12 protein-coding genes and 1 riboswitch are annotated in these 15,867 nt (G+C 55.9%); of the genes, 8 read left to right on the top strand and 4 right to left on the bottom strand.

The features are described from left to right. Window positions 1–44: 44 nt before the first annotated feature. A complete protein-coding gene (ppc, locus tag ACNQ0W_RS23480; protein ID WP_017383108.1) occupies window positions 45–2,696 on the bottom strand; it encodes a phosphoenolpyruvate carboxylase in 2,652 nt (883 codons plus the stop codon). 272 nt (window positions 2,697–2,968) lie between these two features. Beyond that, window positions 2,969–4,120, bottom strand: a complete 1,152-nt coding sequence (argE, locus tag ACNQ0W_RS23475; RefSeq protein ID WP_023295619.1) for an acetylornithine deacetylase — start codon at window positions 4,118–4,120, stop codon at window positions 2,969–2,971. Window positions 4,121–4,208: 88 nt separating this feature from the next. Here argE and argC point away from each other — a divergent pair, with 88 nt between their 5' ends. The 4 genes from argC (at window position 4,209) to oxyR (ending at window position 8,698) form a co-directional block, all read left to right on the top strand. Next, a complete protein-coding gene (argC, locus tag ACNQ0W_RS23470) occupies window positions 4,209–5,213 on the top strand; it encodes an N-acetyl-gamma-glutamyl-phosphate reductase (protein ID WP_062933868.1) in 1,005 nt (334 codons plus the stop codon). Window positions 5,214–5,219: 6 nt separating this feature from the next. After that, entirely contained in the window at window positions 5,220–5,996 is a 777-nt protein-coding gene (argB, locus tag ACNQ0W_RS23465; RefSeq protein WP_006808651.1) for an acetylglutamate kinase, read from the top strand. Between the two features lie 105 nt (window positions 5,997–6,101). Further along, entirely contained in the window at window positions 6,102–7,475 is a 1,374-nt protein-coding gene (gene argH / locus ACNQ0W_RS23460) for an argininosuccinate lyase (RefSeq protein ID WP_047051680.1), read from the top strand. Window positions 7,476–7,780: 305 nt separating this feature from the next. Further along, window positions 7,781–8,698, top strand: a complete 918-nt coding sequence (gene oxyR, locus ACNQ0W_RS23455; protein WP_003862055.1) for a DNA-binding transcriptional regulator OxyR — start codon at window positions 7,781–7,783, stop codon at window positions 8,696–8,698. On the opposite strand, the gene sthA is transcribed toward oxyR, so the two are convergent. Continuing rightward, window positions 8,681–10,081, bottom strand: coding sequence for a Si-specific NAD(P)(+) transhydrogenase (gene sthA, locus ACNQ0W_RS23450; RefSeq protein WP_003862057.1), 1,401 nt, complete (start codon window positions 10,079–10,081; stop codon window positions 8,681–8,683). The genes oxyR and sthA overlap by 18 nt on opposite strands. 196 nt (window positions 10,082–10,277) lie before the next feature. On the opposite strand from sthA, the gene fabR reads away from it, so the two are divergent. Then, the gene (fabR, locus tag ACNQ0W_RS23445; protein ID WP_003862059.1) at window positions 10,278–10,916 is read left to right on the top strand and encodes an HTH-type transcriptional repressor FabR; all 639 of its coding nucleotides are present in this window, start codon (window positions 10,278–10,280) and stop codon (window positions 10,914–10,916) included. Window positions 10,917–10,925: 9 nt separating this feature from the next. Then, the gene (locus tag ACNQ0W_RS23440; protein WP_015569961.1) at window positions 10,926–11,285 is read left to right on the top strand and encodes a YijD family membrane protein; all 360 of its coding nucleotides are present in this window, start codon (window positions 10,926–10,928) and stop codon (window positions 11,283–11,285) included. A gap of 80 nt (window positions 11,286–11,365) precedes the next feature. Here ACNQ0W_RS23440 and trmA read toward each other — a convergent pair whose 3' ends face one another. Continuing rightward, window positions 11,366–12,466: a tRNA (uridine(54)-C5)-methyltransferase TrmA gene (gene trmA / locus ACNQ0W_RS23435; protein ID WP_047051682.1), complete on the bottom strand. Its 1,101-nt coding sequence runs from the start codon at window positions 12,464–12,466 to the stop codon at window positions 11,366–11,368. A 104-nt stretch (window positions 12,467–12,570) separates the two neighbouring features. Beyond that, window positions 12,571–12,747, top strand: a riboswitch (cobalamin riboswitch). A 65-nt stretch (window positions 12,748–12,812) separates the two neighbouring features. On the opposite strand from trmA, the gene btuB reads away from it, so the two are divergent. Then, window positions 12,813–14,660, top strand: coding sequence for a TonB-dependent vitamin B12 receptor BtuB (btuB, locus tag ACNQ0W_RS23430; RefSeq protein ID WP_062933869.1), 1,848 nt, complete (start codon window positions 12,813–12,815; stop codon window positions 14,658–14,660). Beyond that, on the top strand, window positions 14,605–15,456 hold the full coding sequence (murI, locus tag ACNQ0W_RS23425; RefSeq protein ID WP_062933870.1) for a glutamate racemase: 852 nt from the start codon (window positions 14,605–14,607) through the stop codon (window positions 15,454–15,456). Before btuB ends, murI begins: the two co-directional genes overlap by 56 nt. Window positions 15,457–15,867: the final 411 nt, after the last annotated feature.

Here is a 15,867-nt window from a genome sequence, read left to right as displayed (position 1 = left end):
AGGGATAGGGGCCGGCAATGGGTTGCGGGGCGGGCCACTGAGCATTAACCGGTGTTGCGCATACCTGCCGCAACGCCTGCTATCGTTACCATCAGCGCCTGTTCAACGCGCGGATCCGGCTCTTTACCTTCCTCTTCCGCCAGACGCGAACGGTGCAGCAGTTCAGCCTGTAAAACGTTCAGCGGGTCGGTGTAGATGTTACGCAGCTGGATAGACTCGGCGATCCACGGCAGGTCTTCCATCAGGTGGGAGTCGTTAGCGATATCCAGCACCACTTTAATATCGCCTTCCAGCAGCTCGCGCAGCTCTTTACCCAGCGCCCACAGTTCTGGTTTCACCAGACGCTGATCGTAGTATTCCGCCAGCCACAGGTCGGCTTTCGAGAAGACCATCTCCAGCATGCCCAGACGGGTAGAGAAGAATGGCCAGTCGCGGCACATGGTTTCCAGTTCGCTCTGCTTTCCGTCTTCCACCACTTTTTGCAGCGCCGCACCGGCACCCAGCCAGGCGGGCAGCATCAGACGGTTTTGCGTCCAGGCGAAGATCCACGGAATGGCGCGCAGGGATTCAACGCCGCCGGTCGGGCGACGCTTGGCCGGGCGCGAACCCAGCGGCAGTTTACCCAGCTCCTGCTCAGGCGTGGCTGAGCGGAAGTAAGGCACGAAATCTTTGTTTTCACGCACATAGCCGCGGTACAGATCGCAGGAGATGTCTGACAGCTCATCCATGATGCGGCACCAGGACTCTTTTGGCTCCGGCGGTGGCAGCAGGTTGGCTTCCAGGATCGCACTGGTATAGAGCGACAGGCTGCTGATGGTCACTTCCGGCAGGCCGTACTTGAAGCGGATCATCTCGCCCTGCTCGGTCACGCGCAGGCCGCCTTTCAGGCTTCCTGGTGGTTGAGAGAGCAGCGCTGCGTGGGCAGGCGCACCGCCACGACCAATGGAGCCGCCGCGTCCGTGGAACAGGGTCAGTTCAATACCGGCTTTTTCGCAGGTTTTGATTAGCGCATCCTGCGCCTGATACTGCGCCCAGGAGGCTGCCATCACGCCCGCATCTTTCGCGGAGTCGGAATAGCCAATCATCACCATCTGTTTGCCCTGAATAAAGCCGCGATACCAGTCGATGTTCAGTAGCTGGGTCATCACGTCATTGGCGTTGTTCAGGTCGTCGAGGGTCTCAAACAGCGGGGCCACTGGCAGAGCATAGTCAATGCCCGCTTCTTTCAGCAGAAGATGAACGCCCAGCACGTCGGACGGGGTCTTCGCCATGGAGATCACATAGGCGGCCACCGATCCTTTCGGCGCATCCACGATCGCTTTACAGGTGTTGAGTACTTCGCGGGTGTCGTTGCTTGGCTCCCAGTTGCGCGGCAGCAGCGGGCGCTTGGAGTTCAGTTCGCGGATCAGGAACGCCTGTTTGTCGGCTTCTGACCAGCTTTCATAGTCGCCGATGCCGAGGTAGCGGGTCAGCTCGCCCAGCGCTTCGGTATGACGGGTACTTTCCTGACGAACGTCGATACGCACCAGCGGCACGCCGAAACACTTCACGCGACGCAGGGTGTCGAGCAGTTCGCCGTTGGCGATAATGCCCATCCCGCACGCCTGGAGTGATTTATAACAGGCGTACAGCGGCTCCCAGAGCTGTTCGTTCTGGCTGAGCAGGCCTTCTGGTTTTGGCAGGCGCTGGCCTTTCAGGCGCGCTTCCAGCCAGGCCTGAGTGGCCATCAGCTGACCGCGCAGTTTTTTCATCAGGAAACGGTACGGTTCGCTGGCGCCTTCTTCACCGGCCAGCGCGCGCAGTTCCGGCGTCGCTTCCACCATCGACAGCTCGGAGATCAGCACCTGAATATCTTTCAGGAACAGGTCGGTCGCTTTCCAGCGGCTCAGCAGCAGGACGTGGCGGGTGATTTCCGCCGTCACGTTCGGGTTGCCGTCGCGGTCGCCGCCCATCCAGGAGGTGAAGCGAACCGGCACAAAGTCGACCGGCAGGCGATAGCCCAGATTTTCTTCCAGCTGTTCGTTCAGCTCGCGAAGGTAGTTGGGTACCCCTTCCCACAGGCTGTTTTCCACCACCGCAAAGCCCCATTTGGCTTCGTCTACCGGGCTTGGGCGATGTTTACGAATTTCATCCGTGTGCCAGGACTGGGCAATCAGCTGGCGCAGACGGCGCATAAGCTGGTTACGCTCGTAGTCGGCAATGTCTTTGTTATCCAGCTGCTTCAGACAGTTGTTCACTTCCACCATTTTGTGGATCAGCGTTCGACGGGTGATTTCGGTTGGGTGTGCGGTCAGCACCAGCTCCAGCGAAAGGGATTCCACCGCTTTTTTGATGGTCGCTTCGTTGAGATCGGGCTGGTCTTTGAGTTTACGAAGGGTGCGGGCAATGACTTCCGGGTTGCTGGCCGCTTCGCCTTTTGGCGAAATGCTGTGGTATTGCTCAGCGGTGTTTGCCAGATTCAGAAACTGGCTGAAGGCGCGGGCAACGGGCAGCAGCTCATCGTTGGAGAGGTTCTGCAAGGTGGTGAGCAGCTCCTGACGATTGGCCTCGTTACCGGCGCGGGAAGATTTGGACAGCTTGCGGATGGTTTCAACGCGGTCGAGGATGTTCTCCCCCAGTGCGTCTTTGATGGTATCTCCAAGCACTTTGCCGAGCATACTGACATTACTACGCAACGCGGAATATTGTTCGTTCATAAAAACCCAGTCACCCCATCATTTTTGTTTATGCCCATGCGAAAATCTTCTGGACATTATTTTGTCATCTCCCTTTATAAAGCCACGTAAAACCCCCGTCGTCAATTGCTGCGAAAACGGTTCAGCAAACGAATAAATGTGGGCAATTTACGAAATTTAATTCGTATTGCGTCAGATAAGAGATGCTTATGGGAATGTGACGGAGATCATGCGATTTGTTGCCCCTCACCCTAACCCTCTCCCACAGGGAGAGGGGACTGTTCGGTGCGTTTTTAATGCCAGCAGAAGTGATGCACAACCTGGGTAATGAGTTCGCGAGTGGGCTTGATGAAGCGGGTTTCGAGATATTCGTCCGGCTGGTGGGCCTGGTTGATGGAGCCTGGGCCCAGAACCAGCGTCGGGCACAGCGTCTGAATAAACGGCGCTTCGGTACAGTAGTTCACCACGTCGGTTTTCTCGCCGAGCAGTTTTTCCACCACCTGAACCAGCTGATGGTCAGGCGGACATTCGTAGCCTGGAATCGGCGGATGCAGTTCGGAGACCGTCAGACGTCCCGGCCAGCGCTCGCTGACCGGCGCCAGCGCTTCGTTCAGTAAGCCATCCAGATCGCTTAGCGTCATGCCCGGCAGAGGACGGATATCCATATGCAGTTCGCAGCAGGCGCAGATACGGTTGGACGCATCACCACCGTGCAGGCTGCCGAGGTTAAGCGTTGGGTAAGGCACGGTGAACGCCTCGTAGTGATAGCGCTCTTTCAGATCGTCGCGCAGGGTCATGATGCGGCCAATCGCGTCATGCATCAGCTCAATGGCGTTCACGCCGCGCGCCGGATCGCTGGAGTGGCCGGACTGTCCGAGCACGCGCACCGCGGTAGAAATATGGCCTTTGTGCGCCCGAATCGGTTGCAGAGAGGTCGGTTCGCCGATGATCGCGCAGTCCGGGCGAATCGATGTGTTTTCAGAGAAATAACGTGCGCCCGCCATGCTGGTCTCTTCATCGGCGGTCGCCAGAATGTAGAGCGGCTTTTTCAGGGTTGTCACGTCCACGTCACGCAGCGCGTCGAGGATAAAGGCGAAAAAGCCTTTCATGTCGGCGGTGCCCAGACCGTAGAGCTTGTTGTCGTGCTCGGTCAGCGTGAACGGATCGCGCGTCCAGCGGCCATCGTCAAACGGCACGGTGTCGGTGTGGCCAGCCAGCAGCAGGCCGCCCGCACCGGTTCCGGTACTGGCGAGCAGGTTAAATTTGTGGCGTGTTCCGGGGACGGGCTGAACCTCAACGTTAAACCCAAGATCGCTAAACCAACCCGCCAGCAGATTGATTAAAGACTCATTGCTCTGATCCAGGGCTTCTTCCGTCGCGCTGATGGACGGTGTGGCAATCAGGGCGCGGTAGATCTCGATAAATGGCGGTAAGTTCATTTTCATTGTTGACACACCTTAGGTCGTGATAGTATCAATATTCATGCAATAAATGTGAATAAAAATACATTAACGTTGAGCATAAAGGAACCCGATGTTGAATACGCTGATTGTAGGCGCTAGCGGTTATGCGGGCGCAGAGCTTGTAAGCTACGTAAATCGCCACCCTCATATGACCATAACCGCTTTGACCGTGTCAGCGCAAAGCAATGATGCCGGAAAGTTAATTTCCGATTTGCATCCGCAGCTTAAAGGCATTGTCGATCTGCCGTTGCAGCCCATGTCTGACATCAGCGAGTTCACCGACGGCGTTGACGTGGTGTTTTTAGCCACGGCGCATGAAGTCAGCCACGATCTGGCGCCGCAATTTTTAGCGGCCGGCTGCGTGGTCTTTGATCTCTCCGGCGCGTTTCGCGTTAACGACAGCGCGTTCTACGAAAAATATTACGGTTTCACCCATCAGCACCCGGATCTGCTCGAAAAAGCGGTGTATGGCCTGGCGGAGTGGAGCGCAGATAAACTGAAAGAAGCGAACCTGATTGCCGTGCCGGGCTGTTACCCGACGGCGGCGCAGCTTTCTCTGAAGCCGTTGATCGACGCCGGTCTGCTGGATCTGAACCAGTGGCCGGTGATCAACGCCACCAGTGGCGTGAGCGGAGCCGGGCGCAAAGCGGCGATCTCCAACAGCTTCTGCGAAGTGAGCCTTCAGCCGTATGGCGTGTTTAATCACCGCCATCACCCTGAAATCACCACCCATCTGGGCGCGGACGTGATTTTCACCCCGCACCTCGGCAGCTTCCCGCGTGGGATCCTCGAAACCATTACCTGCCGCCTGAAGCCGGGTGTGACCAAAGAACAGGTGAGCGAGGTCTTCACGCAGGCGTATGCGGATAAACCGCTGGTGCGCCTGTATGAAAAAGGCGTGCCGGCGTTGAAAAACGTGGTTGGCCTTCCGTTCTGCGACATCGGCTTTGCCGTGCAGGGCGAGCATCTGATTGTGGTCGCCGCAGAAGATAACTTACTCAAAGGTGCTGCCGCACAGGCAATGCAGTGTGCAAATATTCGTTTCGGCTTCCCTGAAACGCAGGCTCTTATTTAAGGTGTGATGATGAATCCATTAATTATCAAACTCGGTGGTGTACTGCTGGACAGCGAAGAAGCGCTGGAGCGCCTGTTTACCGCACTGGTGAACTATCGTGAATCACACCAACGTCCGCTGGTGATTGTGCACGGCGGCGGCTGCGTGGTGGATGAGCTGATGAAAGGGCTCAACCTGCCGGTGAAAAAGAAAAATGGCCTGCGCGTGACGCCTGCGGACCAGATTGACATCATTACCGGCGCGCTGGCGGGCACGGCGAACAAAACGCTGCTGGCATGGGCGAAGAAACACCATATTGCGTCCGTTGGCCTCTACCTGGGCGATGGCGATAGCGTAAAAGTGACCCAGCTCGACGAAGAGCTTGGCCATGTTGGACTGGCGCAGCCTGGTTCGCCTAAGCTGATTAACACCCTGCTGGAAGGCGGTTTCCTGCCGGTGGTGAGCTCAATCGGCGTGACCGAAGAGGGCGAGCTGATGAACGTCAATGCGGACCAGGCGGCAACCGCGCTGGCGGCCACGCTGGGCGCAGATCTGATCCTGCTCTCCGACGTGAGCGGCATACTAGACGGCAAAGGCCAGCGTATTGCGGAAATGACCGCCGCAAAAGCCGAGCAGCTGATCGATCAGGGCATTATCACCGACGGCATGATCGTTAAAGTGAACGCCGCGCTGGATGCGGCACGCACGCTGGGTCGCCCGGTGGATATCGCCTCCTGGCGTCACGCGGAGCAACTCCCGGCGCTGTTTAACGGTACGCCGATTGGTACGCGTATTCTGGCTTAAGTTTCTGTGCCGGATGGCGCTTCGCTTATCCGGCCTACGTGAATTTTGTAGGCCCGGTAAGCGCAGCGCCACCGGGCAAAAATATCATCATTAAGGAAATTCGTTATGGCACTTTGGGGTGGGCGTTTTACACAGGCAGCGGATCAGCGGTTCAAACAGTTCAACGACTCTTTGCGCTTCGACTACCGCCTGGCCGAACAGGATATTGTCGGCTCTGTGGCCTGGTCCAAAGCGCTGGTGACCGTTGGCGTGCTGACCGCAGACGAACAGCAGCAGCTGGAAGAGGCGCTGAACAACCTGCTGGAAGAGGTGCGTCTGGATCCGGAGCAAATCCTCCAGAGCGATGCCGAAGATATTCACAGCTGGGTGGAAGGCAAACTGATCGACAAAGTCGGCCAGTTGGGTAAAAAGCTCCATACCGGGCGTAGCCGTAATGACCAGGTGGCGACCGACCTGAAGCTGTGGTGTAAGGAGACCGTCGGCGAACTGCTGGCGGCGAATCGTCAGTTGCAGAGCGCGCTGGTGGACACCGCGCAGAACAATCAGGATGCGGTGATGCCGGGTTATACCCACCTGCAACGCGCGCAGCCGGTGACGTTCGCGCACTGGTGTCTGGCCTACGTTGAGATGCTGGCGCGTGATGAGAGCCGTTTACAGGATACCTTAAAGCGTCTGGACGTCAGCCCGCTGGGCAGCGGCGCGCTGGCCGGTACGGCGTATGAAATCGACCGTGAGCAGCTGGCAGGCTGGCTGGGCTTTGCCTCCGCCACCCGCAACAGCCTGGACAGCGTCTCTGACCGTGACCACGTGCTGGAGCTGCTCTCAAATGCCTCTATCGGGATGGTGCACCTGTCGCGCTTTGCCGAAGACCTGATCTTCTTTAACTCTGGCGAAGCCGGGTTTGTAGAGCTGTCCGACCGTGTGACGTCCGGCTCCTCCCTGATGCCGCAGAAGAAAAACCCGGATGCGCTGGAGCTGATCCGCGGTAAGTGTGGCCGCGTGCAGGGCGCGCTGACCGGTATGATGATGACCCTGAAAGGGCTGCCGCTGGCGTACAACAAAGACATGCAGGAAGACAAAGAGGGGCTGTTCGACGCGCTCGACACCTGGCTGGACTGTCTGCATATGGGCGCGCTGGTGCTGGACGGCATTCAGGTGAAACGTCCGCGCTGCCAGGAAGCGGCGCAGCAGGGGTATGCTAACTCTACCGAGCTGGCGGACTACCTGGTGGCGAAAGGCGTACCGTTCCGCGAGGCGCACCATATTGTGGGTGAAGCGGTGGTGGAAGCGATTCGTCAGGGTAAAGCCCTTGAAGAGCTGGCGCTTGCCGACCTGCAAAAATTCAGCGCGGTTATCGGGGAGGATGTCTACCCGATTCTGGCCCTGCAATCCTGCCTGGATAAGCGTGCAGCGAAAGGCGGCGTGTCGCCGAAGCAGGTAGCGCAGGCGATTGCGGATGCGAAAAACCGGTTGGTTTGAATAGTGCGGGCTGGTGCCCTCACCCCGGCCCTCTCCCACGGGGAGAGGGAGAAAAACGGAGCCTGGCTTAGCGCTGGGCTTTTTTTTACGCAAAAAAAAGCGGACCACGGGGTCCGCAAAAGTTCACGTTGGCTTTAGTTTTTCGAGTTTTGAGAGAAACCCGCTGACGGTGCGGGGACGTCAAGGGTCAAACACGTGCCGCCTCGTCTATGTGATGTATTATTCAACAGAATGCTTGATAGGGATAATCGTTCGTTGCTATGCTATCTATCGCCATGAACTATCGTGGCGACGGAGGATGAATAATGAATATTCGTGATCTTGAATACCTGGTAGCGTTAGCTGAGCATCGCCATTTTCGCCGCGCGGCAGACTCCTGTCACGTCAGCCAGCCAACGCTGAGCGGTCAGATCCGCAAGCTGGAAGATGAGCTGGGCGTGATGCTGCTGGAGCGCACCAGTCGTAAGGTACTGTTCACGCAGGCAGGTCTGCTGCTGGTGGATCAGGCGCGCACCGTACTGCGCGAGGTCAAAGTGCTCAAGGAAATGGCAAGCCAGCAGGGGGAAGCGATGTCCGGCCCGCTGCATATTGGCCTGATCCCAACCGTTGGCCCGTACCTGTTGCCGCAAATCATTCCGATGCTGCACCAGACGTTCCCGAAACTCGAAATGTACCTGCATGAAGCGCAAACCCATCAGCTGCTGGCGCAGTTAGACAGCGGCAAGCTCGACTGCGCGATCCTGGCGCTGGTTAAAGAGAGTGAAGCGTTTATTGAAGTACCGCTGTTCGATGAGCCGATGATGCTGGCGATCTATGAAGATCACCCGTGGGCGAACCGCGATCGCGTGCCGATGGCCGATCTGGCCGGTGAAAAACTGCTGATGCTGGAAGACGGCCACTGTCTGCGCGATCAGGCGATGGGCTTCTGCTTCGAAGCGGGTGCCGATGAAGATACCCATTTCCGCGCAACCAGCCTGGAAACGCTGCGTAATATGGTGGCGGCGGGAAGCGGTATTACGCTGCTGCCTGCGCTGGCGGTGCCGCACGAGCGTAAACGTGATGGCGTGGTCTATCTGCCGTGTATTAAGCCGGAGCCGCGTCGCACCATTGGTCTGGTTTATCGTCCGGGATCACCGCTACGCAGCCGCTATGAGCAGCTGGCAGAGGCCATCCGGGGTGCGATGGATGGCCATTTCGACAGCGCGTTAAAACAGGCGGTTTAAGCCGTTCAGCGCAGCTACCCGATAGGCTTCCGCCATGGTCGGGTAGTTAAAGGTGGTGTTAACGAAGTACTCAATGGTGTTGCCACCACCTTTTTGCTCCATGATCGCCTGGCCGATATGAATGATTTCCGCCGCGCGCTCACCGAAGCAGTGAATACCGAGGATCTCTTTCGTCTCGCGATGGAACAGGATCTTCAGCGTACCCACGCTCATCCCCACGATTTGCGCCCGCGCCAGATGTTTAAACTGGGCACGACCCACCTCGTAAGGCACCTTCATGGCCGTCAGCTGCTGCTCGGTTTTGCCGACAGAGCTGATTTCTGGAATGGTGTAGATGCCCGTCGGGATATCTTCAATCAGATGCGCCGTCGCTTCACCTTTCACCAGCGCCTGTGCGGCGATGCGGCCCTGATCGTACGCGGCGGAGGCCAGGCTTGGGTAACCAATCACGTCACCGACCGCGTAAACGTGCGGCAGCGCAGTCTGGTACATGCTGTTGACCTTGAGCTGACCGCGGCTGTCGGTTTCAAGCCCGATATTCTCCAGCTGCAATGAATCCGTGTTGCCGGTACGGCCGTTGGCGTACAGCAGGCAGTCCGCCTTCAGCTTCTTACCGGATTTCAGGTGCATGATCACACCGTCGTCGCAGCCTTCGATTTTCTCGTACTCTTCGTTGTGGCGAATCACCACGCCGCTGTTCCAGAAGTGGTAGGAGAGGGAATCTGACATCTCCTGATCGAGGAACGCCAGCAGCCGGTCGCGGGTGTTGATCAGATCAACTTTGACCTCCATTCCCCGGAAGATCGACGCATATTCACAGCCAATCACCCCCGCACCGTAGATGATCACATGGCGTGGCTCGTGGTGCAGGCTGAGGATGGAGTCGCTGTCGTAAATGCGCGGGTGCGAGAAATCCACGTCTGCCGGATGGTAAGGACGAGAACCGCAGGCGATAACAAATTTTTCAGCGGTGAGCGTCTCAACCGAACCGTCGTGGCACTCCAGCGCCAGGGTGTGTTCATCTACAAAATGGGCGTTCCCTTGCAGAATTTCACAGTGGTTGCGCTCATAGAAACCCTGACGCATGCGCGTCTGCTGGTTAATGACCGTGTCTGCGTGATTCAGGATATCGGCAAAGGAGGAGCGAAGAAGTCGGGAGTGGTCGCTGTAAAGAGGGTTCTGGTTAAATTCGATAATGCGGCTAACGGCGTGGCGGAGAGCTTTCGAAGGGATGGTGCCCCAGTGGGTGCAACCGCCGCCGACATTATGGTAGCGCTCAATAACCGCTACTCTGGCTCCCTGTTTTACCAGACCCATAGCAGCACCTTCGCCGCCGGGGCCGGAACCAATAACTATTGCGTCGTAATCGTAGGAATGTGGCATGGCAAGGCTTACCTGTTCTTATACATAAAAGCAACAGAATCATAACATCATTGCCAGGGTAACCCAATTATCGTTGTGCTTTTTTCGGGCAGTGGAGCACAAACCGCCCGTAAACAATCATTCACAAAGCCAGGTAAACAGATTAATTTTATTCTCTGGTATAGTGCCAACGGGCCTTTGGAAGGATTCAACTATCGTGATGGGCGTAAGAGCACAACAAAAAGAGAAAACCCGGCGTTCGCTGGTGGAAGCCGCATTCAGTCAACTGAGTGCTGAGCGGAGTTTTGCCAGTTTGAGCCTGCGTGAAGTGGCGCGCGAGGCCGGGATTGCGCCAACGTCCTTCTATCGTCATTTCCGTGATGTGGATGAACTGGGCCTGACCATGGTCGACGAGAGCGGTTTAATGCTGCGCCAGCTTATGCGTCAGGCGCGTCAGCGTATCGCCAAGGGCGGCAGCGTGATCCGCACCTCTGTGTCGACATTTATGGAATTTATCGGCAATAACCCTAACGCGTTTCGCCTGCTGTTGCGTGAACGTTCCGGGACGTCAGCCGCGTTTCGTGCCGCCGTCGCGCGTGAAATTCAGCATTTCATCGCGGAACTTGCCGACTATCTTGAACTCGAAAACCATATGCCGCGTGCGTTTACTGAAGCACAGGCCGAGGCGATGGTGACGATTGTTTTCAGCGCGGGTGCCGAAGCGCTGGATGTCAGCATTGAACAACGTAAGCAACTCGAAGAGCGACTGGTATTGCAGCTGCGGATGATTTCTAAAGGTGCGTACTACTGGTATCGCCGTGAACAAGAGAAGTTGGCACATCAAAACGATGAGTGAAGGTGAGTAATGAAACAGTCAGGTCAGGATAAAGGAACGCTGTTGCTGGCATTGATCGCTGGCTTATCCATTAATGGTACGTTTGCGGCGATTTTCAGCTCAATTGTACCGTTCTCGATTTTCCCGATTATCGCGCTGGTGCTGACGGTGTACTGCCTGCATCAACGTTATCTGAACCGCACCATGCCTGTCGGATTACCGGGGCTGGCCGCAGCCTGCTTTATTCTGGGTGTACTGTTGTACAGCACCGTGGTGCGCGCAGAGTATCCGGATATTGGCTCTAACTTCCTGCCTGCGGTGCTGTCTGTGGCGCTGGTGTTCTGGATTGGCTCGCGTATGCGTAGCCGCAAGAGCCAGTTGCCGGAGTAATGAATTATTTGTAGGGCAGGTAAGCGAAGCGCCACCTGCCAAAAAATGCCGGATGGCGCTACGCTTATCCGGCCTACAGATCACCGTGCGGTAAGTAATACGCCGCACTCCATATGGTGTGTATACGGGAACTGATCGAACAGCGCCAGACGTTCAACCTTGTGCGTCTGGCTTAATGTTTCCAGATTCTTGCACAGCGTCTCCGGGTTACAGGAGATGTACAAAATACGCGGGTACGCCTGCACCATCTTCTCGGTTTCGCTGTCCAGGCCACTGCGCGGCGGATCGACAAAAATTGTCTCACACTGGTAGCTCTTCAAATCAATTCCTTGCAGGCGGTTAAACTCGCGTACGCCGTTCATCGCCTGGGTAAACTCTTCTGCCGCCATACGAATAATTTGTACGTTATCAATATGGTTAGCGGCGATGTTGTACTGCGCGGCTGCCACCGACGGTTTGGCGATTTCCGTCGCCAGCACGCGTTCGAAGTTACGCGCCAGCGCCAGCGAGAAGTTGCCGTTACCGCAGTAGAGCTCCAGCAGATCGCCCGTCGACCCTTCCGTCGCGTTCAGCGCCCACTCCAGCATCTGCACGTTCATGGCGGCATTCGGCTGGGTGAAGCTGTTCTCCACCTGACGGTAAACCATCTCTTTTCCTGCCACCGGCAGACGCTCGTCGATGTAATCCTGGTCCAGCATGATTTTGGTTTTGGTCGCGCGGCCAATCAGGTGCACGTTGATGTTCTGCGCGCGCAGCGCATCGCGCAGGGCTTCTGCCTGCTCGCGCCACTCGTCGGTCAGCGCTTTGTGATAGAGCAGAGAAACAATGGCCTGATTGCTTTGGGTGGTCAGGTAGTCAATCTGGAACAGCTTGTTGCGCAGTACCGGATTGTTGCGCACGCCTTCAATCATTAGCGTCATCAACTGGTTGATGAGCTCACTCGCCGCCGGGAAACTGTCTACGCGAATGCGGGATTTCGTCTGCTGATCGAAAATGATGTGGTACAGATCATCGCCATCGTGCCAGATGCGGAACTCAGCGCGCATACGGTAGTGGCTGACCGGAGAACGAAACACCTCGGGAACGGGCGCGTTGAAAGGCGTCATCATACTTTGCAGGCGGACAACTTTTTCTGCCAGCTGTGCGTCGTACTGTTCTGTCGGGAGGTGTTCGGGGGTCATGATGCGTCCTGAATGATAAAGAATTACGCGGGGATTGTAGGGATTGTGCAGTGGATGTCCAGATTTAATGGCTAATAGCTATCTGGACATCTATACGTGTCTAATTGTAGCATTCTGTTTCCGGTCTCCTGAGAGTGAAAAGGGAATCCAGTGCAAATCTGGAGCTGACGCGCAGCGGTAAAGACTGGCGGGATGAAAGTTGTAGACACTGTGAAAATGGGAAGTCTTCATCCGTATAACGCCACCCAGCCCGAAGACCTGCCGGGATCACGTCGCATTTGGTTTCATCATCGCGTGCTATCGATGAGGCCTGCGGCATCCTTCTTATATTGTGGATGCTTTAACAATGATTAAAAAAGTATCGCTGTTGACGGCGTTTTCCGTCACGGCATTTTCGGGCTGGGCGCAGGAAAGCGCCGACTCGTTGGTGGTGACAGCAAACCGTTTCGAACAACCTGAAAAATCTGTTCTGGCTGCGACTTCTGTCGTGACGCGGGCCGATATCGACCGCTGGCAATCCACCACGGTTCTGGATGTCATGCGTCGCCTGCCCGGCGTAGATACCGCGCAAAATGGCGGGATGGGGCAGCTCTCTTCTCTCTTTATACGCGGTACGAACTCCAGCCATGTCCTGATTCTCGTCGATGGGATACGCCTTAACCAGGCGGGCGTCACGGGGTCGTCCGATCTCAGCCAGTTTCCGATCTCCCTGGTGCAGCGCATCGAATACATTCGTGGACCGCGTTCGGCGGTGTACGGCTCGGATGCGATTGGTGGCGTAGTCAACATTATCACTACGCGTGCGAAGGATGGCACAACGCTGAATGCTGGCGTTGGGACACACGGCTTCCAGAATTATGGTGGCAGCACCCAGCAAACGTTGGGTGACAGTACGCGCGTGACGCTGGCAGCGGATTACACCTACACAAAAGGTTTTGACGTCGTTGCTGACGGTAATAACGGCGGCCTTGCCCAGACCGATCGCGACGGCTTTATGAATAAAACGCTCTATGGCGCACTGGAGCATGCTTTCTCTGAGCAGTGGAGTGGTTTCGTTCGCGGCTATGGTTACAGCAACCGTACCGCCTATGACGGCTATTACAGTTCATTTACCCCTGATGTACTGGTCGATACCCGCCAGCTCTATAGCCAGACCTGGGATGCCGGATTGCGGTTTAACCGGGATATTTTCCATTCACAGTTGCTCTCCAGCTACAGTCACAGCAAAGACTACAATTACGATCCGCACCTTGGACGCTATGACTCCACGGCTACCCTGGATGAAATCAAACAGTACAATGTTCAGTGGACCAACTCTGTTGACGTGGGGCATGGCAATATCGGCGCGGGCGTTGACTGGCAGAAACAGAGCACCGAGCCGGGTACCAACTATGTCACCAACGCCTATGACCTGCATAACACCGGCGTCTACCTGACCGGGTTGCAGCAGTTTGGCGATTTCACTCTGGAGGCGGCGGCCCGCAGCGATGACAACTCTCAGTTTGGTCGCCATGGTACCTGGCAAAGTAGCGCAGCCTGGGAGTTCGTTGACGGTTACCGCTTCATAGCCTCTTATGGCACGGCCTATAAAGCGCCGAATCTGGGTCAGCTCTATGGTTTCTACGGCAATACCCATCTTGATCCTGAAGAGAGCAAGCAGTGGGAAGGGGCGTTTGAAGGCCTGACGGCAGGCGTGAGCTGGCGCGTATCCGGCTATCGTAATGACGTTGATAATCTCATCGACTTCAACAATAACCTTCAGCAATATTACAACGTCGGCAAAGCACGCATTAAAGGTGTAGAAGCGACAGCGTCGTTTGATACGGGTCCGTTGACGCATACTGTGGGCTACGACTATGTGGATGCCCGCAATGCGGCAACCAACCAACTTCTGGACCGTCGTGCTAAACAGCAGGTGAAGTATCAGCTCGATACGCAGATCGATGATTTCGACTGGAGCCTGACGTATCACTATCTCGGCACGCGCTACGACACCGACTTTGGAACCTATCCGTCAGAGAAAGTCAAAATGGGCGGCGTCAGCCTGTGGGACGTCGCGGTTTCATATCCTGTCACCTCTCATCTCACAGTTCGTGGTAAAATAGCCAACCTGTTCGATAAAGATTACGAGACAGTTTATGGCTACCAAACTGCAGGACGGGAATACACCTTGTCTGGCAGCTACACCTTCTGATCCGCGTCCCACCGTGCTGGTGTTTGATTCCGGCGTCGGTGGGCTTTCGGTCTATGATGAGATTCGGCAGCTCCTGCCGGATCTCCATTACATCTACGCCTTCGATAACGTCGCGTTCCCGTATGGGGAAAAGAGTGAAGACTTTATTGTTGAGCGTGTGGTTGAAATCGTCACCGCGGTACAAAAGCGTTATCCCCTGGCGCTGGCGGTCATTGCCTGTAATACGGCAAGCACGGTCTCTCTTCCTGCCCTGCGCGAAAAATTCCCGTTCCCGGTTGTGGGCGTTGTTCCGGCAATCAAACCTGCGGCGCGTCTGACGGCGAACGGCATTGTGGGGTTGCTGGCTACGCGCGGTACGGTAAAACGTCCTTATACGCGTGAGCTTATTGAGCGCTTTGCCAATGAATGCCAGATCGCCATGCTCGGCTCCGCGGAGCTGGTGGAAATGGCGGAAGCGAAACTGCACGGCGAGACGGTATCGCTTGAAGAGCTGCGTCGTATTCTGCGTCCATGGCTGCGGATGCAGGAACCGCCGGATACGGTTGTTCTTGGCTGCACCCATTTCCCGCTATTACAGGAAGAGCTGTTAAAGGTTCTGCCTGAAGGGACCCGGCTGGTGGATTCCGGTGCTGCAATTGCGCGTCGGACGGCCTGGTTGCTGGAACACGAGGCGCCGGATGCGAAATCCGCGGATGCGAACATCGCTTTTTGTATGGCGATAACAAAAGAAACCGAACAACTTTTGCCCGTTTTACATCGTTATGGCTTCGAAACGCTCGAAAAACTGGCGCTGTAGCACGGTTTTGAGCAAAAAAGAGACGGTTGAACGTTTTTTTTCAAAGAGGGGTTGTCAACGTCTGAGAACTCCCTATAATGCGCCTCCACTGACACGGAACAACGGCTTACAAGCCGCCGGGACAGCGGGGTTCAGAGATGAACGCCAACAGAGAAAAGTGAAAATAATTGCTTGACTCTGAATGAGGAAAACGTAATATACGGGACCTCGCAACGATGAGCTGAAAGCCGCGTTGCAACTGCTCTTTAACAATTTATCAGACAATCTGTGTGGGCACTCAAAGTGACATGGATTCTTAATGTCTTCGGACAATAAATGAATACCAAGTCTCAACGAGTGAACACGTAATTCATTACGAAGTTTAATTCATTGAGCATCAAACTTTTAAATTGAAGAGTTTGATCATGGCTC

Origin of the sequence: Enterobacter cloacae complex sp. 6730903, from assembly GCF_048283985.1 — a bacterium.
Lineage (GTDB): Bacteria > Pseudomonadota > Gammaproteobacteria > Enterobacterales > Enterobacteriaceae > Enterobacter > Enterobacter hormaechei_C.
This window is presented reverse-complemented; position numbering and strand designations above follow the sequence as displayed.